General features: G+C 65.9%; 17 protein-coding genes and 1 other RNA gene. 8 read left to right on the top strand and 10 right to left on the bottom strand.

What is annotated here, in order from left to right; genetic code table 11:
* Position 1 precedes the first annotated feature (1 nt).
* The 3 genes from pheA to gyrA are packed head-to-tail and all read right to left on the bottom strand — an operon-like array spanning position 2 to position 4,879.
* Positions 2-1,087: a prephenate dehydratase gene (gene pheA, locus IB258_RS12335; RefSeq protein WP_119450904.1), complete on the bottom strand. Its 1,086-nt coding sequence runs from the start codon at positions 1,085-1,087 to the stop codon at positions 2-4.
* Entirely contained in the window at positions 1,080-2,210 is a 1,131-nt protein-coding gene (serC, locus tag IB258_RS12330; RefSeq protein WP_054450883.1) for a 3-phosphoserine/phosphohydroxythreonine transaminase, read from the bottom strand. Before serC ends, pheA begins: the two co-directional genes overlap by 8 nt.
* Positions 2,210-4,879, bottom strand: coding sequence for a DNA gyrase subunit A (gene gyrA / locus IB258_RS12325; protein ID WP_054450882.1), 2,670 nt, complete (start codon positions 4,877-4,879; stop codon positions 2,210-2,212). Before gyrA ends, serC begins: the two co-directional genes overlap by 1 nt.
* Before the next feature lie 414 nt (positions 4,880-5,293).
* On the opposite strand from gyrA, the gene ompA reads away from it, so the two are divergent.
* From ompA to ssrA, 5 genes are all read left to right on the top strand, one after another.
* Complete coding sequence (gene ompA / locus IB258_RS12320; RefSeq protein ID WP_013392385.1) at positions 5,294-5,875, top strand: outer membrane protein OmpA; 582 nt, start codon at positions 5,294-5,296, stop codon at positions 5,873-5,875.
* A 160-nt stretch (positions 5,876-6,035) separates the two neighbouring features.
* A complete protein-coding gene (ubiG, locus tag IB258_RS12315) occupies positions 6,036-6,761 on the top strand; it encodes a bifunctional 2-polyprenyl-6-hydroxyphenol methylase/3-demethylubiquinol 3-O-methyltransferase UbiG (protein ID WP_192352633.1) in 726 nt (241 codons plus the stop codon).
* Positions 6,758-7,432 carry an HAD-IA family hydrolase gene (locus IB258_RS12310; RefSeq protein ID WP_054450877.1) on the top strand — a complete coding sequence of 225 codons (675 nt, stop codon included), beginning with the start codon at positions 6,758-6,760 and terminating at the stop codon, positions 7,430-7,432. Before ubiG ends, IB258_RS12310 begins: the two co-directional genes overlap by 4 nt.
* A gap of 341 nt (positions 7,433-7,773) precedes the next feature.
* A complete protein-coding gene (locus IB258_RS12305; RefSeq protein ID WP_192352632.1) occupies positions 7,774-8,952 on the top strand; it encodes an MFS transporter in 1,179 nt (392 codons plus the stop codon).
* A 91-nt stretch (positions 8,953-9,043) separates the two neighbouring features.
* Positions 9,044-9,432, top strand: a transfer-messenger RNA (tmRNA) gene (gene ssrA / locus IB258_RS12300).
* Between the two features lie 81 nt (positions 9,433-9,513).
* Here ssrA and IB258_RS12295 read toward each other — a convergent pair.
* From IB258_RS12295 to IB258_RS12265, 7 genes are all read right to left on the bottom strand, one after another.
* Entirely contained in the window at positions 9,514-9,924 is a 411-nt protein-coding gene (locus IB258_RS12295; RefSeq protein ID WP_119450908.1) for a Zn-ribbon domain-containing OB-fold protein, read from the bottom strand.
* A 2-nt stretch (positions 9,925-9,926) separates the two neighbouring features.
* Positions 9,927-11,084: an acetyl-CoA acetyltransferase gene (locus IB258_RS12290; RefSeq protein WP_119450909.1), complete on the bottom strand. Its 1,158-nt coding sequence runs from the start codon at positions 11,082-11,084 to the stop codon at positions 9,927-9,929.
* A gap of 40 nt (positions 11,085-11,124) precedes the next feature.
* Entirely contained in the window at positions 11,125-12,264 is a 1,140-nt protein-coding gene (locus IB258_RS12285; RefSeq protein ID WP_054450868.1) for an acyl-CoA dehydrogenase family protein, read from the bottom strand.
* A 30-nt stretch (positions 12,265-12,294) separates the two neighbouring features.
* Positions 12,295-13,824 (bottom strand): AMP-binding protein, encoded by a 1,530-nt coding sequence (locus IB258_RS12280; protein ID WP_175181961.1) that lies wholly within the window; start codon positions 13,822-13,824, stop codon positions 12,295-12,297.
* Between the two features lie 19 nt (positions 13,825-13,843).
* On the bottom strand, positions 13,844-14,704 hold the full coding sequence (locus IB258_RS12275; protein ID WP_054450862.1) for a MaoC/PaaZ C-terminal domain-containing protein: 861 nt from the start codon (positions 14,702-14,704) through the stop codon (positions 13,844-13,846).
* Positions 14,705-14,755: 51 nt separating this feature from the next.
* A complete protein-coding gene (locus tag IB258_RS12270) occupies positions 14,756-15,739 on the bottom strand; it encodes a tripartite tricarboxylate transporter substrate binding protein (protein ID WP_054450860.1) in 984 nt (327 codons plus the stop codon).
* 82 nt (positions 15,740-15,821) lie between these two features.
* On the bottom strand, positions 15,822-16,787 hold the full coding sequence (locus IB258_RS12265; protein ID WP_192352631.1) for a tripartite tricarboxylate transporter substrate binding protein: 966 nt from the start codon (positions 16,785-16,787) through the stop codon (positions 15,822-15,824).
* Between the two features lie 227 nt (positions 16,788-17,014).
* Here IB258_RS12265 and fabG point away from each other — a divergent pair, with 227 nt between their 5' ends.
* From fabG to IB258_RS12250, 3 genes are read left to right on the top strand one after another with little or no spacing between them, the layout of a single operon-like run.
* Positions 17,015-17,767 (top strand): 3-oxoacyl-ACP reductase FabG, encoded by a 753-nt coding sequence (fabG, locus tag IB258_RS12260; RefSeq protein ID WP_119450912.1) that lies wholly within the window; start codon positions 17,015-17,017, stop codon positions 17,765-17,767.
* Positions 17,768-17,798: 31 nt separating this feature from the next.
* Positions 17,799-18,287, top strand: a complete 489-nt coding sequence (locus tag IB258_RS12255) for a MaoC/PaaZ C-terminal domain-containing protein (protein WP_192352630.1) — start codon at positions 17,799-17,801, stop codon at positions 18,285-18,287.
* Positions 18,284-20,413 (top strand): acetate--CoA ligase family protein, encoded by a 2,130-nt coding sequence (locus tag IB258_RS12250; RefSeq protein WP_192329997.1) that lies wholly within the window; start codon positions 18,284-18,286, stop codon positions 20,411-20,413. Before IB258_RS12255 ends, IB258_RS12250 begins: the two co-directional genes overlap by 4 nt.
* Positions 20,414-20,447: the final 34 nt, after the last annotated feature.

The raw sequence follows: 20,447 nt of genomic DNA, 5'->3' as shown, positions 1-20,447 counted from the left end.
CTCACGGCGCCGGGTAGGAACCCAGCACTTTCAGGTAGGCAACCTGCGCCTGCAAGGCGGCCAGGGCGCGTTCGACGTTCGGATCATTGCGGTGACCCAGGACGTCCACATAGAAATAGTATTCCCACTGGCCGGTGCGGGCCGGCCGCGACTCGAAGCGCGTCATGGACACGCCATTGGCCGCCAGCGGCGCCAGCATTTCGTAGACGGCGCCAGCGCGGTTCGGCACGGCCAGGATCAGGCTGGTCTTGTCCTTGCCGCTGACCAGCGGCTCGATGTTGCCGATCGCCAGGAAGCGCGTGCGGTTATGTGGGTCGTCCTGAATGCCCGCGGCCACGATCTGCAGGTTCCAGGCGGGCGCCGCCACTTCACCGGCGATCGCCGCGATGCTCGGGTCGCCCGCGGCAGCGCGCGCGGCCTCGGAATTGCTGGACGCGGCCACGCGGGCCACATCGGGATGGTTGCGCGTGAGCCAGCCCTGGCACTGGGCCAGCGCCTGCGGATGCGCGGAAATCGTCTTGATGCCGTCCATGCTGCCGGACTGCGACATCAGGCAATGGCGAATGACCAACGAACGCTCGCCCAGAATCTTCAGCGGCGTGTTCAGCAGCAGGTCCAGGCTGCGGTTGACCGCGCCTTCGGTGGAGTTTTCGACCGGAACCATGCCGACGTCGGCCTGCCCCGCCTCGACGGCGCGGAAGACTTCGTCAAACGAAGCGCAAGGCAGCTTCTGCACGGCGTGGCCGAAATGCTCCTGCGCCGCCTGTTCCGAGAACGAGCCCTGCGGTCCCAGGAAGGCGACCGTCATGCCGCGCTCCAGGCCGCGGCAGGCCGAGATGATTTCGGTCCAGACCGCGGCCACGCCAGCGTTCGGGAACGGGCCGGGATTGGTCTGCTGCAGGCGGCGGATGACCTCGGCTTCGCGCTCGGGGCGCAGCACGGGGCCATCGGCATTCGCGGCGTGCTTGGCCTCGCCCACTTCCAGCGCGGCGCTTGCGCGCTGCGTCAGGAGGTCGAGGATCTGGGCGTCCAACGCGTCGATGCGCTGACGCAAGGGGAGCAGCTTGCGCTGCAGATCGTCATCCATAGCGACGCTCGAATTCCTTGAGGTACTCGACCAGCGCCGTGACCCCAGCCAGGGGCACCGCGTTGTAGATCGAGGCGCGCATGCCGCCCACGCTCTTGTGGCCCTTGAGCTGCGTCAGGCCGGCCGCGTCCGCGCCTTGCAGGAAGGCGTCGTTGAGCGATTCGTCGCGCAGCACGAACGGCACGTTCATGCGCGAGCGCACCGGTGCGTGGATGGGATTGCGGTAGAAGCTGGTGCTGTCCAGATAGCCGTACAGCAGATCGGCCTTGGCCTTGTTCGCGGCTTCCATGCCGGCCACGCCGCCATTGGCCTTGACCCACTTGAAGACCAGGCCGGCGACGTAGATGGCGAAGGTGGGCGGCGTGTTGTAGCGCGAATGCTCCGCGGCCACGTTGGCGTAATCGAACGCGGACGGGCAGATCGGCAAGGCGTGGCCGATCAGGTCGCGGCGCGCGATGACCATGGTCACGCCCGCCGGGCCGGCATTCTTTTGCGCGCCGGCGTACATCATGCCGCAGCGCGTCACGTCCATCGGACGCGACAGGAAATGCGAGGACGCGTCGACGACCAGCGGCACGTCGGGCGCGCCCAGCGCGGCGGTGTCGGGCCAGTCCATGAACTCGACGCCGCCGATGGTTTCATTGCTGCACAGGTGCAGATAGGCCGAATCCTGGCGCACTTGCCAGGTATCGACCGGCGGCACCCAGGTCAGCGGCGCCTGCTCGCGGCCATCCAGCTGGATGGCCTGCTCGCTGCTTGCCGCCACATGGGTGCTGCCGTAGCGGCCGGCTTCCTTGTACGAACGCTTGGACCAATGGCCCGTCACGACGAAGTCGGCCGCCGGCGTACCGCGGCGTCCCATGAGATTCATGGGAACGATGGCGTTTTCCCCGGAACCGCCGCCCTGCATGAACATGACGGCGTAGTCCGCCGGGAGTCCGAGCAGGTCGCGCAGATCGGACTCTGCTTCATCGCAGATCTGCACGAAATGCTTGCCGCGATGGCTCATTTCCATCACGGACATGCCGCTGCCGTGCCAGTCCAGCATTTCCGCAGCGGCTTGCTGCAGCACCACCTCGGGCAAGGCCGAGGGGCCTGCCGAGAAGTTCCAGGGGCGGGCCATTATTGCTCCGTAGGTTCCGTCGAATCCGTCGAGTCCGCAGCGCCGTTGTCGTCGCCGCCGTCCGCGTCCTGGCCGTCTTCGCCCAGGTCGCCGTCATCGTCCGCATCGCTTTCCACGACGCGGCGCACGCCGGACAGAGAGCTGCCGTCGTCAACGTTGATGAGCGTGACGCCTTGCGTGGCGCGGCCCATTTCGCGGATTTCAGAGACGCGGGTGCGCACCAGCACGCCGCCGGTCGTGATCAGCATGATCTCGTCCGAAGGCATGACCAGCACCGCGCCCACGACCTTGCCGTTGCGCGAGCTGGTCTGGATGGCGATCATGCCCTTGGTGCCGCGGCCGTGACGCGTGTACTCGGTGATCGGGGTGCGCTTGCCGTAGCCGTTTTCGGTGGCGGTCAGCACGCTTTGCGTTTCGTCGCCAGCCACCAGCAGCGCGATGACGGTCTGGGTGTCTTCCAGCATCATGCCGCGCACGCCGCGGGCGTTGCGGCCCATCGGACGCACGTCGTTCTCGTCGAAGCGCACGGCCTTGCCGGCGTCCGAGAACAGCATGACGTCATGCTGGCCGTCGGTCAGGTCGGCGCCGATCAGGTAGTCGCCGTCGTCCAGGTCCACGGCGATGATGCCGGCCTTGCGCGGGTTGGAGAAGTCGGACAGCGGGGTCTTCTTGACCGTGCCGCGCGAGGTCGCCATGAAGACGTAGTGGTCTTCGCTGAATTCCTTGACCGGCAGCACCACGGTGATCTTCTCGCCTTCGGCCAACGGGAACATGTTGACGATGGGCTTGCCGCGCGAGTTGCGCGTGCCTTGCGGCACTTCCCAGACCTTCAGCCAGTACACGCGGCCGCGGTTGGAGAAGCACAGCAGGAAGTCGTGCGTGTTGGCGATGAACAACTGGTCGATCCAGTCGTTTTCCTTCATGGCCGTGGCCTGCTTGCCGCGTCCGCCGCGCTTTTGCGAGCGGTACTCGGACAGCGGCTGGCTCTTGATGTAGCCACCGTGCGACAGGGTCACGACCATGTCGGTCGGCGTGATCAGGTCTTCGGTGTCGAGCTCGGTGGCGTTGAGTTCGATTTCCGAGCGGCGCGTATCCTTCGCGCCGGTCGAGAACTCCGCCTTGATGGCCTGCAGCTCTTCGCCAATGATCGTGGTGATGCGCTCAGGACGCGCCAGGATATCCAGCAGGTCGGCGATGGTGGACATGATGTCCTTGTATTCGCCGACGATCTTGTCCTGCTCCAGCCCGGTCAGGCGTTGCAGGCGCATGTTCAGGATTTCCTGGGCCTGCGTGTCGCTCAGGCGGTACAGGCCGTCGCCCTGGAGGCCGAACTCGGCGCCCAGGTCGTCCGGACGGAAGGCCGCGCGGCCTCCCGGCGTGTCGCCGTCGGCGCGCGACAGCATTTCGCGCACCAGCGACGAATCCCACGACTTCGCCATCAGTTCCTGGCGCGCGACCGGCGGGGTCGGAGCTGCCTTGATGATGGCGATGAAATCGTCGATGTTGGCAAGCGCGACGGCCAGGCCTTCCAGCACGTGGCCGCGTTCGCGGGCCTTGCGCAGCTGGAACACCGTGCGGCGCGTGACCACTTCGCGGCGATGCTGCAGGAAGTAGTCGATCATCTGCTTCAGGTTGAGCAGGCGGGGCTGGCCATCGACCAGCGCCACCAGGTTCATCCCGAAGGTATCTTGCAGCTGCGTGTTCTTGTAGAGGTTGTTCAGGACAACCTCGGGAACCTCGCCGCGCTTGAGCTCGATGACCAGGCGCATCCCGTCCTTGTCGGACTCGTCGCGGATGTCCGAGATGCCTTCGATCTTCTTGTCGTTGACGAGCTCGGCGATGCGTTCCTGCAGCGTCTTCTTGTTGACCTGGTAGGGGATCGCGTCGACCACGATGGCCTGGCGGTTGCCCTTCTCCATGTCCTCGAAGTGGGTCTTGGCGCGCATGATGACGCGACCGCGACCGGTGCGATAGCCTTCGCGCACGCCGGACATGCCGTAGATGATGCCGCCAGTGGGGAAATCGGGGGCCGGGATGAGCTCCATGAGCTCATCGACCGAGCAGCCCGGATTGCGCAGGCAGTACAGGCAGCCGTCGACCACTTCCTGGAGGTTGTGGGGCGGAATATTGGTGGCCATGCCCACCGCGATGCCCGAGCTGCCGTTGACCAGCAGGTTGGGCAGGCGCGACGGCAACAGCAGCGGTTCTTGTTCGCTGCCGTCGTAATTGGGGCCGAAGTCCACCGTTTCCTGGTCGATGTCGGCCAGCAATTCGTGGGCGATCTTGGCCAGGCGAATTTCGGTGTAACGCATCGCCGCGGCGTTGTCGCCGTCGATCGAGCCGAAGTTGCCCTGGCCGTCGACCAGCATGTAGCGCATGGAGAAATCCTGCGCCATGCGGACGATGGTGTCGTAGACGGACTGGTCGCCGTGGGGGTGGTATTTACCGATGACGTCCCCGACGATACGCGCCGACTTCTTATAGGCGCGGTTCCAGTCGTTGTTCAGTTCGTGCATCGCGTAGAGCACGCGCCGGTGGACAGGCTTGAGGCCGTCCCGCACATCCGGTAGCGCCCGCCCGACGATCACGCTCATCGCGTAATCGAGGTAACTGCGGCGCATCTCTTCTTCCAGCGATACCGGAAGCGTCTCCTTGGCAAAGGAATCCATATATATAACGACAGAATCGTGTAAGGAGGAACCCGGGCCGGGTAAACAGGAAATTCTATCATCCGATTCCCGCGGCGGTCAGAAGGCGCTCCCCAAGCGGCGCCTCGACCGGCCGGACGGGAAGATATGGGGCGGCGACCAACCGCGCGTCCGCCCGCGTCCCGCGGCCCTGTTGTCAAAAACCAACATGGAAAACCGAAGGAGCGCCGAAAACGTCATATCCAGCGCCAATGCGCCTCTCCAGGGAAGCCAAAGCCCCCCAAATGCCTTAAGATTGTTTCCAGCACGCAGGAAACCCAGTAGCTATTCCTTTGAACCAGCTCTTGGCGTTGCTATACTGGCCCCGTTTTCCTGATATGCGGCGGGGGTTCGCTGCGAGTCACTTATCCAGCTTCAAGCTCAACGAGGAGAAACATGAACAAACCCTCCAAATTCGCTCTGGCGCTCGCCTTCGCCGCCGTCACGGCCTCTGGTGTAGCTTCCGCGCAAACCGTGGACAACTGGCGCAACCCGTTCGGTGACGTTTGGAAGAACGGCACGAACGAACTGTGCTGGCGCGATGCATTCTGGACCCCGGCCACCGGTATCCCCGGTTGCGACGGCGTGCCGGTTGCACAACAGAAGGCGAAGCCGGCCCCGATGGCGGCCAAGGTCGTGTTCAATGCTGACACGTTCTTCGACTTCGACAAGTCGACGCTGAAGCCCGAAGGCCGTCAGCTGCTGGACCAAGTCGCCCAGCAAGCTCGCGGTATCGACCTCGAAACCATCATTGCTGTGGGCCACACCGACTCGATCGGTACCGAAGCCTACAACCAGAAGCTGTCCGAGCGCCGCGCCGCTTCGGTCAAGACCTACCTGGTCAGCAAGGGTATCGACCCGAACCGTATCTACACGGAAGGCAAGGGTGAGCTGAACCCGATCGCTTCCAACAAGACGAAGGAAGGCCGCGCCCAAAACCGTCGCGTTGAGATCGAAATCGTGGGTAGCCGCAAGTAATTGCTGGACTAGCTACAATAAGGGGGCCTCGCATAGCGAGGCCCTTTTTTTCGCCAGCCACGCACCAAAGCGGTGCAGGGCTGCGCCGCCCCTCCCTCGCCCGGCGCGATGGACCCCTCTATATATAGAGTCATAGAGTCGCCTTACGCTGAACCTGCCCATGACTACGCAAACCCACGATACCGCCCGCCCCATCAACGCCGACCAGGCCGAAATCGACAAGTTCGGCGCCCTGGCCAGCCGCTGGTGGGATCCCGAAAGCGAGTTCAAGCCCCTGCACGCCATCAACCCGCTACGGCTGGAATGGATCCAGGAGTGCGCGGGCAGCCTGGCAGGCAAGAAGGTGCTGGACGTAGGCTGCGGCGGCGGCATCCTGTCCGAAGCCATGGCGCGCGGCGGCGCCGAGGTCACCGGCATCGACCTGGCCGACAAGTCCCTGAAGGTGGCCCGCCTGCATGGCCTGGAATCGGGCGTGAAGGTGGAGTACCGCAAGGTTCCGGTAGAGGAACTCGCGGCGGAACAACCTGGCCAGTACGACGTAGTGACCTGCATGGAAATGCTGGAACACGTGCCGGATCCGGCGTCCATCGTGCGCGCCTGCTCGACCCTGGTGAAACCGGGCGGCTGGGTGTTCTTCTCGACGCTGAACCGCAATCCCAAGTCCTTCCTGTTCGCCATCGTGGGCGCGGAATATGTCCTGCGCCTGCTGCCGCGCGGCACGCACAGCTATGACCAGTTCATCAAGCCCAGCGAGCTGTCGGCAGCCGCGCGCGGCGCCAACCTGGAACCGGTCAGCATGCGCGGCATGGAATACAACCCGATCACCCAGATCTACACCCTGTCGTCCGACACCTCGGTCAATTACCTGATGGCTACCCGCAAATGAGCGCCCTGATCCTGTTTGACTTCGACGGCACGCTGGCCGACACCGCCCCCGACCTGGCCGCCGCAGCCAACCGCCAGCGCACCCGCAAGGGACTGGAACCTATGCCGTACGAGGCCCTGCGCCCGGTCGCATCCCAGGGCGCCCGCGGCCTGCTGCGCGTGGCGCTGGACCTGAAGCCGGGCGACGCCGACTACGAGCCCACCCGGCTGCAGTTCCTGGAAGACTACGCCGCCGGCTCCACCGTCCACAGCAAGCTGTTTCCCGGCATCGAAGCGCTGCTGGCGGACATCCGCAACCGCGGACTGTCCTGGGGCATCGTGACCAACAAGGTCACCTATCTGACCCTGCCCATCGTCGAATACCTGGACCTGACGCGCGACAGCGCCGTCCTGGTCTGCGGCGACACCACGGCCCACGCCAAGCCGCACCCGCTGCCGCTGCAGCACGCCGCGCGCGAAGCCGGCTTCGCCGTAGACCGTTGCGTCTATGTCGGCGACGATCTGCGCGACATCCAGGCCGCGCACGCGGCGGGCATGCCGGCGGTCGCGGCCGCTTACGGCTACGTCGGCGAAGACGACAACATCACGGCCTGGGAAGCGGAAACCTGCGCCAATTCCCCCGCGGAACTCTGGTCCGCCATCCAGCCGCTGCTGCCCAGCGACCTGCGGTAAGCCTGCCTGACCGGGCCGCCACGCGGCCCGGCTCCTGTCTTGCTGTTGTTCGCGAAAATTAGTTGAGTTTCCCGAACAATATTTCCGAAACCAGGGCCTTTATCCTGAAACCAAAGTCACTTAAAGTGTGGCTTATGCAAGGCATGCGGGTGCTTCCCGATTGCCTTTTCCGGCTGATGCCGGAGGTTGCGGACACCGCCGTCCGCCACTGATCCCTGCCACGGCGCCCTTCGGCCCCGTTGCTCTGCCCGGCATTCAGGCCGGCGCACACCTGACCTTTTTTAGACCGCCCACAACGCCCCCCGCGCGCCGCCTTGCCGCGTCGCGCCAGAGGAATGCCTATGCTATTGCCCATCCTGTTACTTTCCGCCGCCGGCTTCACCATCCTGACGACAGAGTTCCTGATCATCGGGCTGCTGCCCGGCCTGGCCCGCGACCTGAACGTCACCGTGTCCCAGGCCGGCCTGCTGGTATCGCTGTTCGCCTTCACGGTGGCGGCGACCGGTCCGCTGCTCACGGCGCTCATGGCCAACATAGAGCGCAAGCGCCTGTTCATTGGCGTGCTGGTGCTGTTCGGCCTGTCCAACGCCCTGGCGGCCGTCGCGCCGAACATCTGGGTCATGGCCGTGGCGCGCCTCGTCCCTGCCCTGGCTCTGCCGGTGTTCTGGTCGCTGGCCAGCGCCACGGCCGTGGAACTGGTCGGCCCGGCGCGCGCCGGCCGCGCCATCTCCATGGTTGCCTTCGGCATCGTCGCGGCCACGGTATTCGGCATCCCCATCGGCGTGCTGATTTCCGACGCCTTCGGCTGGCGCGCCGCCTTTGGCGTGCTGTCGGCGGTGGCGTTCGCCAAGGCCCTGCTCTTGCTGTTCGCCTTCCCCAGCACCCGCATCCGCGCCGACAGCGTCAAGCTCATCACGCAGCTGCGCATCCTGCGCAACCCGATCGTGGTCGGCCATGTGCTGCTGTCGCTGCTGGTTTTCACCGGCATGTTCACGGCCTACACCTACCTGGCGGACATGCTGGAGCGGCTGGCCGGTTTCAACGGCCAGATCGTCGGTTGGACGATGATGGCATTCGGCGCCGTCGGTTTGATCGGCAACACCCTGGGCGGCCGCATGGTGGACCGCAGTCCCCTGGGCGCGACCGCCTTGTTCTCGGCGCTGATGGCGGCAGGATTGGCCGTGATCGCCCCCGTGATGCAGTCGCACGGCCTGCTGGCCGTGGCGCTGGGCGTCTGGGGCATCGCCCAAGCCGCGCTCTTCATCGTCTGCCACGTGCGGCTGATGAAGTCCGCGCCGGAAGCGCCGGCCTTTGCCGCGTCCCTGAATATCTCGGGCGCCAACACCGGCATCGGCCTGGGCGCCGTGGTCGGCGGGTACGTCATCGACAACTACGGGTTGGCCTCGCTGGGCTGGGCCGCGGCCGTCATCGTCGGCGTCTCCGTGATCCTGGCCTTCGCGCTGATGGCGGCTTCGCGCCCACGCCGGGAACCCAAGGCAGCCTGCGCCAACGCCGCCTGACGGCGCGCATGTATCGTCTGCGCCACGCCCGGGCATGGCGGTGCAGACGATGCAGCAAGCTATGGCGTTTACCAGTACAATAGATCTTCTTGGGGCCGATCCGGATTCGACGTGGGTCGCGAAACAACTCAGGGCATGCCGAGCACCAGTACGCTCGTTAAACCACTGGAACACTACAAACGCCAACGACGAGCGTTTCGCTCTCGCCGCTTAAGCGGTGAGCCGCTGCACTGATCTGTCCTTGGGTCAGGCGGAGGAAGGCAACTTCCTAGGGGGGTAACCCTCGAACCGCAGCAGCGACATTCACAAGGAATCGGTTTGAACTGGGGTCACACGGTTCAAATTTAAATTATGTGAATCGCCTTGGTCCGGCCTGTCGGTTGGCTAAGTCCAAGGTTAAAACCAAATAAATCGACTACGCATGTAGAACTGGTTGCGGAGGGCTTGCGGACGGGGGTTCAATTCCCCCCGGCTCCACCAAATACCGCAGAAGGCCGGTCTGATTCAAAGTCAGACCGGCCTTTTTTATTTGCCTGCGCCGGCCACCGGCCGGCGCTGTGCTCACACCTCCAGCCTGAACTGCGGCAAGGTGATCTCGTCCGACACCTGTTCGAAACACACCCGCACCCGGCTTCCTATCCGAACCGCCTCGGGCGGGGTGTCGATGATGTTGGCCATCATGCGCACGCCTTCGTCCAGGTCGATCATGGCGACCACATATGGCACTTTTCCGCTCAGGGCGGCATTGCTCGGACGCCGGTTGACGGTGTAGGTGTAGACGGTGCCCAGTCCTGCGGAGTCGATCCACTCGATGCTGTCGGACAGGCAGGCGGTGCAGAATTCGCGCGGATAGAACTGGCGCGTCTTGCAGCAGGCGCATTGCTGGATGACCAGGCGGCTTTCCTTCGCCGCGTCCCAGTAAGGCTGGGTGATCCGGGTCGGTTGCGGCAGCGGGCGTTGGGCGAGTTCCATGGTCAGACTCCGAGTATCAGGGTGGTGTTGCAGGAAAAAACCAGGCCTGGCGCGTGCACCAGGGCCAGTTCGGCGCGGGGCAGCTGGCGCTCGCCGCATTCCTTGCGCAATTGGTGCACGGCCTCGAGCAGCAGCAGCATGCCGAACTGGCCGGGATGGTTGTAGGACAGGCCGCCGCCCGAGGTATTGATGGGGAAGTCGCCCCCCGGAGCCAGGCGTCCGTCCGCCACGAAGGCCCCACCCTCCCCGCGCTTGCAGAAGCCCAGTTCTTCCAGCGACTGGATCACGCCGATGGTGAAATGGTCGTAGATCTGCACCACGTCGATGTCGGCGCGCGTGACGCCGGCCATGGCGAGCGCGGCGTCGGCCGTCTGCGCCACATTGGTGTCCAGCCAGTCCGCCGTGTTGAAGGGCGTGTAGTGGTGCGAGAAGGATTCGGCGATGCCCATCACGTAGACCGGCGGCCGCTTGAGCTCTCGCGCTCGCGCCGCGGACGTGATGATGACCGCGCCGCCGGCGTCGGTCACCAGGCAGCAGTCACGCTGGCGCAAGGGGTCGGCAATCAACTTGGACGCCATGACTTCCTCGATCGAGGTGTCCTCGCGGCGGTAGGCCTTGGGGTTGAGCTGCGCCCATTTGCGCGCCGCCACCGCCACTTCGGCCAGGTCCTTGTGGGTGGTGCCGTAGCGCTGCATGTGCAGCTGCGCCACCATCGCGTAGTAGCCGATAGGGCTCAGCTGCCCATACGGCGTGATGAACTGTCCGCGCGGCATGCGCATGTCTTCGGGCGTGCCGCCCACCTTGCGCGTGCCGTCCGACAGCTGGGTGCTGCCGTAGGCCACCAGCGCCACCTCGCACATGCCGGCCTCGATGGCGGCCATGGCGTGGCGGATGTGCATGACGCTGGACATGCCGCCCACGCTGGTCGAATCCACATAGCGCGGCCGTATGCCCAGGTATTCCGCCAGGTGCAGCCCGGCGAACTTGTCGTCCACGTGCGCGAACACGCCGTCGACGTCCTTGAGCGTCAGGCCGGCATCGCGCAGCGCGCGGGCCGCTGCCTGCGCCTGCAGGTCCAGCGAGGTCATCCCGGGCACTTTCCCCAGGTCGGATTCGGCGGCGCCGACGATGGCAACCGATTTCGAGAGATGCTTGCTCATGTAGGGATCTGTTCCTGTCGAAGTCGAAGAAGAAGAAAGCTCAAAGCGTCCGTGCGATCAGCTCTCGCATCACTTCCGAGGCGCCGCCGTAAATCCGGTTGGGCCGCACGTCGGTGTAGGCGCGGGCGATGGGGTATTCACGCATGTAGCCGTAGCCGCCGTGGAACTGCAGCAGGTCGTCGATGGCGCTGGTGGCTTCAGATGCCCACAGCTTGGCCATGGCCGCGCCGCCGGCATCGAGCTCACCATCCAGGTATTGCTGCACGCAACCGTCGACGAAGGCGCGAGTGGCGGCGGCCAGGGTCTTGATGTCTGCCAGCTTGAAGCGGATGTGCTGGTTGTCGATCAATGCCTTGTCAAAGGCGCGCCTGTCCTTGGTGTAGTCGACGGTCCATTGCAGCGCGCTTTCCAGCGCCATGGCGCAGCGCACCGCGATCATCAGGCGCTCGCGCACCAGTTCCTTCATCAGATAGCCGAAGCCCTGGCCTGGCTCGCCCAGCATGTCCTCGTCCGGCACGAACATGTCCTGGAAAAAGAGTTCGGCCGTGTCCTGCGCCTTCTGCCCGACTTTGTCCAGCAGGCGTCCGCGCGTGAATCCGGGCGTCGCGGTATCGACCCAGAACAGGCTGATGCCGCGCGCGCCGGCTGCCGGATCGGTCTTGGCCACCACCAGCACGCGGTCGGCATGGAAGCCGTTGGTGATGAAGGTCTTCTGGCCGTTGATGACGTAGCCGCCCTGCGCGCGGACCGCCGCGGTGCGTATCGCCTTGACGTCGCTGCCCGCGCCCGGCTCGGTCATGGCGATGGACGCCACGATATCGCCCTGGGCCATGCCGGGCAGGTCGCGCTGCTTCTGGCGCTCGGTGCCGAAGTTCAGCAGATACGGCGCGACGATATCGGAATGGGTGGTGAAGCCGGTGACGCCGGTGGCCAGCGCACGGGCGATCTCTTCCACCACGATGATCGTGTGCAGGAAGTCGCCGCCGCCCCCGCCGTATTCCTCGGGCGTGCTGGGCAGCAGGATGCCGGCCGCGCCGGCCTTGCGCCACAGTTCGCGCGGCACCAGGCCTTCCTGTTCCCATTGGTAGTGATGCGGCGTGATCTCTTGCGCGATGAAGCGCGCCACGGTGTCGCGGAACAGGTCATGCTCCGCCGAGAAAAGCTTGCGCTGCCGATTCATGTTGCCTCCTGATCTTTCATGGCGGGCCGCCTAGGCTTGCGGCCAGTAACGTTGCTTGACCAGGCGCTTGAGCAGCTTGCCGGTCTCGGTGCGCGGCATGTCGCTGGAAAAGTCCACGCTCTTCGGGCACTTGATGGGCGAGATCCGGTCGCGGCAATAGTCGATCAACTGCCGCGCCAGGTCGGGGCTGGCCGCGGCCGGATCGCGCAATTGCACGACGGCCTTGACCTCCTCGCCGAACTCCGGGTTCGGCACGCCGACCACCGCTACGTCCGCCACCGCGGGATGCGTGCTCAGCAGGTTCTCAGCTTCCTGGGGATAGATGTTGACGCCGCCCGACACGATCATGTTGGACAGGCGATCGGTCAGGTACAGATAGCCGTCCTGGTCCAGGTAGCCGATATCGCCATAGGTGGCCCAGCCGCGCGTGTTGTAGGCGCCGCGCGTCTTGGCCGGATCCTTGTGGTATTCGAAGGAGCCGCCGCCGGAAAAATAGATGACGCCGGGCTGGCCCGGGGGCAGTTCGTTCAGCCCGTCCTCGCTCATGATGTGGGCCTGGCCGAACTCCGGCCGGCCGACCGAGCCGCGGTGCGCCAGCCACTCATCGGAGCCCAGCGAGGTGCGTCCCACCAGTTCGGTGCCGCTGTAGTACTCGTACAGGATCGGCCCCCACCACGCGATCATGGCTTCCTTGACGTCGGCGGGACACGGCGCGGCCGCATGCACGGCGTAGCGCAACGTGGACAGGTCGTGGCGCGTGCGCTCCTCCTGCGGCAGGCGCAGCAAGCGGATGAACATGGTCGGCACCCATTGCGAATGCGTGACGCCATGGGTGGCGATGGCCTCCAGCGCAGCGGCCGCGTCGAATTTTTCCATCATCACGCAGCTGCCGCCCGCCCGCAGCGCCGCCATATTCCAGCGCACCGGGGCCGCGTGATAGAACGGCGCGGTGGACAGATAGACGGTGTCGCGGTCGAAAGCTTTCCAGGCGCTGCTGGGCGCATCGCCAACGCGGAAATAGCGGTTGGCCACCGACAGCGGGCGCTTGATGCCCTTGGGCAGCCCGGTGGTGCCCGACGAATACAGGAAGTCCGTGCCTTCCGGGGTTTCGGGCAGGGCCACGTCATCGGCGTAGCGGCCGATCCAGTCTTCGTACGGGATCGCGCTGGCGTCCGCGCCGTCCATGCTGACGCGCAGCACGCCGCGCGCATCCAGCTCGTCCGCATCCGTTTCGGCCTGCGTGTGACCGGAATAGAACAGCACCCGCGCGTCGCAGTTTTCGATGATGTAGCGCGCTTCCTCGCGCTTGAGGTGGCGGCTGATGGTGGTGTAGTACAGGCCGACGCGGTGCGCGGCCCACAACAGTTCGAAGAAGCGCGGATGGTTTTCCAGGAATACCGCGATCACATCGCCGGATTGCAGGCCGGCGTCCAGCATGGCCGCCGCGCATTTGCGGCTGCGCAGTTCCAACTCGCGCCAGGTCACCGTGGTGCCGGACGGAATCATGCGGTAGGCGATGCCATCGGGCATCTCCCGGGCATGGGCTTCAAGTACTGACATGGTTCACCTCTGGTTTTTCTCAATGCGCCAGGCTGGCGGCGCCGTGGCTCAGCACCACCGTGCCGCGCTCGTGGGCCAGCGCGCGGAATTGCAGGCGGTCGCCGTCGCGCCAGATCTCCACGCGCAGCGTTTCGCCCGGGAAGAACGGCGCGGAAAAGCGCGCGGCGATGGCGCCCAGCCGTTGCGGCGCCGCCGGCGCGCAAGCCTGCAGCAAGGCTCGCGCCGCCATGCCGTAGGTGCACAGGCCATGCAGGATGGGCCGGTCGAAACCGGCGGTGCGCGCCATGTGCGGCAGCGCGTGCACCGGATTGAGATCGCCGTTCAGGCGATAGAGCAACGCCTGCTGCGGCAGCGTGGACAGCAGCACGACCTGATCGGGTTCGCGTTGCGGCGTGGCCGGCAGGGCCTCGGGCGGCTCGTCGCCCTGGCCGAAGCCGCCATCGGCGCGGCAGAACGACACATGCTCCACCGTGGCCAACGGCGCGCCGCTCTCAGCATCCGAAATGTCGCGCACGGTGACTACCAGCGCACCCTTGCTGGCGCCTTTGTCCACGACGCGCGTGACGCGGGTCTGGCTGCGCACCGCGCCGGCCGCGGCCAGCGGCGCATGGAAGGTCATGCGGTGCTCGCCGTGCAGGATCTTGACCCAGTCTATGCCGGTGGCCGGATCGGCGGCCCAGCCATTGGGCGCGCCGATGGTGGCCAGGAAAGTCGGCACCACGGCCGTCCCGTCCTCGTGCACGTAGCGCAGCTCGGCTTCATCGGCCGGATCGCTGCCGTAGCCCAGGCCCAGCGCGTAGATCATGCAGTCGCGCGCGCTGTAGCGGTCGACGCGGTCCTCGAACTTCCAGTTGCGCAGATTTTGATAATCGATTGCCATGGATCATGCCTCCCTACGCATGCCGGCGGCGCCAGGCCGCCGGCATGCTGGTCATTCCGCCTTGATGCCGGCGGCCTTGATGATTTTTTCCCAGCGGTCTTTTTCCGACCGGATGAAGCTGTCGAACTCGGCCGGCGTGCCGCCCAGCGGAATGCCGCCCTGCTGCGCCAGCTGCTTTTTCACCTCTTCATCGGCCAGGACCGCGTTGAGCTCCTTGTTCAACCGCGCGACCACCGCTGGCGGCGTGCGCGCCGCGACCAGCACGCCCAGCCAGGCGCCGACGTCGACATCGGGATAGCCTTGCTCGGCCAGCGTCGGCACGTCGGGCAGGATCTGGCTGCGTTCGCGGGTGGTGACCGCCAGCGCCCGCAGCCTGCCCGCCTTGACCAGCGGCGCCACGGTGATCACGTTCTCGACCGTGAAGTCGACCTGGCCTGCGACCAGGTCGTTGGTCGCGGGCGCGGCGCCCTTGTAGGGCACGGTGACAGCGGTGAAGTCCAGGCGGTTCTTCAGCAGCTCGCCGCCCAGGTGTCCGGACGTGCCGATCATGGAAACCGCCATGGACAGATTGCCCTGCTTCTTGCGGGCATAGTCGCGGAACTCGGCCAGCGTCTTGACCGGCGCGTTGGCGTTGACCACCAGCGCGTTCGGCATGGTGATGATGCGGATCACCGGGGCGAAGTCGGACATGGCGTACGGCAGTTTGCTGTACAGCGTGTAATTGACCGCGTTCGGGCCGCTGCTGCCCATGACCATCGTGTAGCCGTCGGGCTCGGCGCGCAGCAGGCCTTGCATGCCCAGGATGCCGGCCGCGCCTGCCATGTTTTCCACCACCACCGGCTGGCCGAGCCGCTCCGACAGCTTCTTGCCTATCACCCGACTGGTGATGTCCAGGATCCCGCCGGGCGAACTGGGCGCGATCAGGCGCAGGGGCTTGTTCGGATAGTCATCGGCCGCGTGCGACATCTGCGGCAAGGTCATTGCGGTCATCAGGCCGGCCAGCACTGCCAGCGTGTATCGCCTGCGTGTGTTCATGTATGTCTCCTGATTGGTCTTGTGTCCGCGGGCTTGTGGCGCCCGCTGTCTCGAATCCGGCAAACGGACCCGTTGCCGCGCGTCAGTCCACCTTCATGCCGGTGGCATCGACCACGCCCTGCCACTTCTTCACTTCGCTCTTCAGGAAGGCCCGCGCCTCTTCGGGGCCGCCAGTCAGGGGCCGGGCGTAGATCCGGTCCATGAATTCCTGGACATCCGGCTGCTTGTTGATGTCGGCCACGGCATCGGCCAGCGTCTTCAGGACCGGCACCGGCACCTTGGCGGGGGCCGCAATGAAGTACACCGCTTCCACGTCGTAGCCCTTGAGGCCGGCTTCCTCGATGGTGGGCAGGTCGGGCATCGCCTTCATGCGCTCGCGCCCGGTGACAGCCAGCGCCTTCAGCTTCTTGGACTGCACCAGCGGAATGGCCGTGGAAACGCTGCCGAACATCATGTCCACGGTGCCCGACATCAGGTCCACCTCGGCCGGCGACACGCCCTTGTAGGGCACGTGGGTCATGTCGACGCCGGCCATGACCTTGAACAGCTCGCCCGCCAGGTGAATGGACGAGCCCATGCCGGCCGAGGCGAAAGTCAGCTTGTTGCCGCCGGCCTTGGCCTTGCTGATCAGGTCGTCGACACCCTGGATGCTGGAGCCGGGCGGCACCACCAGGATGTTGGGCGTGGAGGCCACCATGCCTATGGGCATCAGGTCGCGCTCCCAGTCGTAGGGGTTGCGCTTCATGGCGGCGTTGGCCGCCACATAGTTGGCCGCCATCGCGATGGTGTAGCCGTCGGCCGGGGCCTGCGTCAGCGCCTGGATCGCGATGTTGCCGCCCGCGCCGGGGCGGTTTTCCACGATGAATGTCTGGTTGAAACGTTCGCCGAGCTTTTTGGCGTACAGGCGGGCAAGCAAGTCCGTGGCGCCGCCGGGCGCGAAGCCCACGTACACCCGCACCGGCTTGTCCGGATAAGCGTCGGCCCCGCTGGCTGCGCCTGCGGCAGCCAGGCTCAGTACCGCGGCCAACAATCCCTTCAACATTGCCATGAGTCGATCTCCTTCCGTTTTTTTAGAGATATGGGAATGTCGGGCCAACTTATTCCGACATGCCGAACAGTATAACGACGTGCCGATATTAATTGTCAAGAATTCCGGTGGTGTGTATATTTGTTCGGAACCTCGGAATAAATTCAAACTTGCCAGGCGCCTATCCCGGGATATCGGATTTCGGGCCCAGCGTGCCGGGCGCCATCAGCTACAGAAGGGGAATGGAGATGGACCTGCAACTCACCGGTAAAGTCGCCGTCATCACGGGTTCCGGCCGCGGCATTGGCTACGCGTCGGCACTGGCCCTGGCGCAGGAAGGCGCCCGCATCGTCATTACCGACATCAATCCCGAATCGGTGGAACAGGCGGTAGCCAACCTGAAGCAGGCCGGCCACGAGGCCATCGGCGCCGTGCTCGACGTCTGCGACGCGGAACAGGTGCAGACCATGGCCGAGCTGGCCGCGCACAAGTTCGGCGGCATCGACATCCTGGTCAACAACGCCGGCTTCACGCGCGACAAGTACCTGCTCAAGATGCCGGTGGAGGACTGGGATTCGGTGGTCGACACCATCCTGAAAGGCGCCTACTACTGCACCAAGGCCGCCCTGCCCTCGATGATGGAAAGGAAGTGGGGCCGCGTCATCAACATCGCCTCGCGCGCGCACTGGGGCAATCCCGGCCAGACCAACTACTCGGCTGCGAAGGCGGGCCTGATCGGCTTCACCCGCGCGCTGGCGCTGGAACAGGGCAAGTTCAACATCACCGCCAACGCCATCGCCCCGGGACTGATCGAAACGCCGCTGGTGCGCGGCCTGTCCACCTACGAAACCCTGCGCGCCAATGCGCTGGCGCGCCAGCCGGTGCCACGCCTGGGCGCGGTCGAGGACATCGCCAACGCGGTGGCCTTCCTGGCCTCTGAACGGTCCTCCTTCATCACGGGCGAACTGCTGCATGTGACCGGCGGCCGCTACGCTTCGTAAAACGCTCCTCCCTTCCGGAATCCGATCAGCCATGCAAAGCGCAAGCCCTGCCAGCCCATCCCCGCTTCCCGTCCAGCAGCCGCTGGAGGTCGGCCATTGCTTCGAATCCGCCGGCCGCACCATTACCGAAAGCGACATCGTCAACTTCGCCTGCCTGTCCGGCGACTTCAACCGCCTGCACGTCGACCACGAGTACGCCAGCGCCACGCCCTTCGGCCAGCGCATCGCCCACGGCCTGCTGGTGCTGTCCGTGCTGTCCGGGCTGACCACCCAGTCCAGCGGCTACCGCCAGCTGGAACCCTACGTGCTGGCGCTGATCGACATCAACTGCCGCTTTCCCAAACCCACCTTCATCGGCGACACCATCGTCGTGCGAGTGACGGTGACCGAAAAAACCGGGCAGTACCGGCCGGGCAAGGACAAGGTGGTGTTCCGGCGCGAAGCCGTCAACCAGCGCGGCGAGGTGGTGGTCCAGGCCGACTTCGCGATGGTGCTGCGGTCCGTGGAGGGCGCGGCATGAAACCGTTCGCAGACCTGACGCGCTTCGTCAATCCGCGCAATGTGGCCGTGGTCGGCGCTTCTGCCCGCGAATCCAGCCAGGGGCGCCGCCTGTACGACAACCTGGTGCTGCATTCGTCGGTGCCGGGCGAGGTGTACGCGGTCAACCCGGCCTACCAGGAAATCGGCGGCCGGCCCTGCTGGCCATCCATCAGCGCCCTGCCACCAGCCGAGATCGACGTGGCCCTGATCATGATCAACGCCTCGCTGGTGCTGGATGCCTTGCGGCAATGCGCGGCGCGCGGGATCCCTTTCGCGGTGGTCATGACCTCCGGCTTTTCCGAGGCAGGCGAGGAAGGCCGGCGCCTGGAACGCGAGATCGCCGAGCTGTGCGAGGCTACCGGCCTGCACGTCTACGGGCCGAACTGTCCGGGCTTCGTGAACGTGCGTGACCGCCTGGGCATGACCTTCTCGCCCGCCTTCAAGGACGATCTGAACACCGGCTCCATCGGCTTGGCGACCCAGGGCGGCGGACTCGGCCGCAACCTGCTGCAGGGCCTGTCCTACGGCCAGGGAGTGGGCCTGTGGTTCTCCGCCGGCAACGAGGTCGACCTGGAGATTCCTGACTTCATCGCCCACATGGCGAACGATCCGAAAACCAGCGTGATCGCCTTGCTGATGGAAGGCGTGAAGCACGGCAGGCGGCTGACGGCGGCGCTGGAACTGGCGCGCGCCCGCAACAAGCCGGTGGTGGTGCTGAAGGTGGGCCGGTCGGAAGCCGGCGTACGCGCCGCGCAGTCGCACACGGCGTCGGTGGCCGGCACGGCTGCGGTCAACAGCGCTGTGTTCCGGCAGTTCGGCGCAATCGAAGTGGACGACCTGGACCAGCTGCTGGCGGTCTCGCGCCTGCTGACGCGCATCACGCCCAAGAGCGGCAACGGCCTGTGCATCCATACCTTCTCGGGCGGCACCGCCGCGCTGGCCGCCGACATCGCCGGCGCAGCCGGCCTGCCGATGGCGGTGTTCGCGCCCGAGACCAAGGCCGCCTTGCGCAAGCTGCTGCCGGATTTCGCCAGTATCGACAACCCGGTAGACACCACTGCCGACATCCTGCGCAACCCCGAAGCCTCGGCGGCCTGCCTGCGCGCGATATGCGCCGACCCGGCGGTGGGCACGGTGCTGTTCCCCATCCCCATGGATTACGGTTCCATCACCGACGGCATGGCGCAGGCCATCGCCACGGTGGCGGCCGAAACCGAAACCCTGATCGTGCCGGTCTGGATGAGCCGGCGGTTGGGCGGCGGTTTCCAACTGCTGGAAACCGCCGGCCTGCTGCCGTTCCTGTCGCTGTCGGACGCGATCGCGGCCCTGTCCAAGGCCATACCGTGGAAGCGGCCCGAACGCGCGACGGCGGCAGCGCCCGCGCACGCCGATGCCGCATCCGACCAGGCCCGCATGCTTAGCGAAGCCGCGGCCAAGGCCATGCTGCGCGCGGCCGGCCTGCCAATACCCGAAGGAGTGGTTGCCGCCAGCGCCGAGCAGGCAGCCCGCGAGGCCGAGCGCCTGGGCTTTCCCGTGGTGATGAAGGTGGTCAGCGCCCAGATCGCGCACAAGACGGAAGCGGGCGGCGTCAAGCTGGGCATCGCCAGCGCCGGCGCGGCGCGCGAAGCCTATGCCACCATTCATGAATCGGTCGCACGCCACCAGCCGGACGCCATCATCGACGGCATCCTGGTGGAGCGCATGCTGCCGCCGGGCGGCCGCGAGGTGCTGGTCGGCGTGCATAGCGATGCGGCCTTCGGCCTGGTGCTGACCTTCGGCCTGGGCGGCATCTTCGTCGAAACCATCCGCGACGTGGCCCACCGCATGGTGCCGTTGTCGCGCGACGATGCGCGCGCCCTGCTGCGCGAGATCCGTTACGCCGACATGCTGGACGGCGTGCGCGGCCAGGCGCCCGCCGACCTTGCCGCGCTGGAGGACCTGATCCTGCGGGTCTCGGACTTTGCCTGGAGCCGCCGCGACACCTTGCAGGAACTGGAGCTCAACCCGGTCTGGGTCGGCGCCGAAGGACAGGGCGCGATGCCGCTGGACGCGCTGATCGGCCTGCGCCCCGGCGCGGATGCCAGCCTGGAGCAACGCCCCTCATGACCGCCGCCGCAACGCCCTCCTCGACCATATCCGC

The sequence above is a fragment of the Achromobacter sp. ACM02 genome, from assembly GCF_014851605.1.
GTDB lineage: Bacteria > Pseudomonadota > Gammaproteobacteria > Burkholderiales > Burkholderiaceae_B > Achromobacter > Achromobacter aegrifaciens.
The sequence above is the reverse complement of the archived record's forward strand: the minus strand, read 5'-3'. Positions and strand labels throughout refer to the sequence as shown.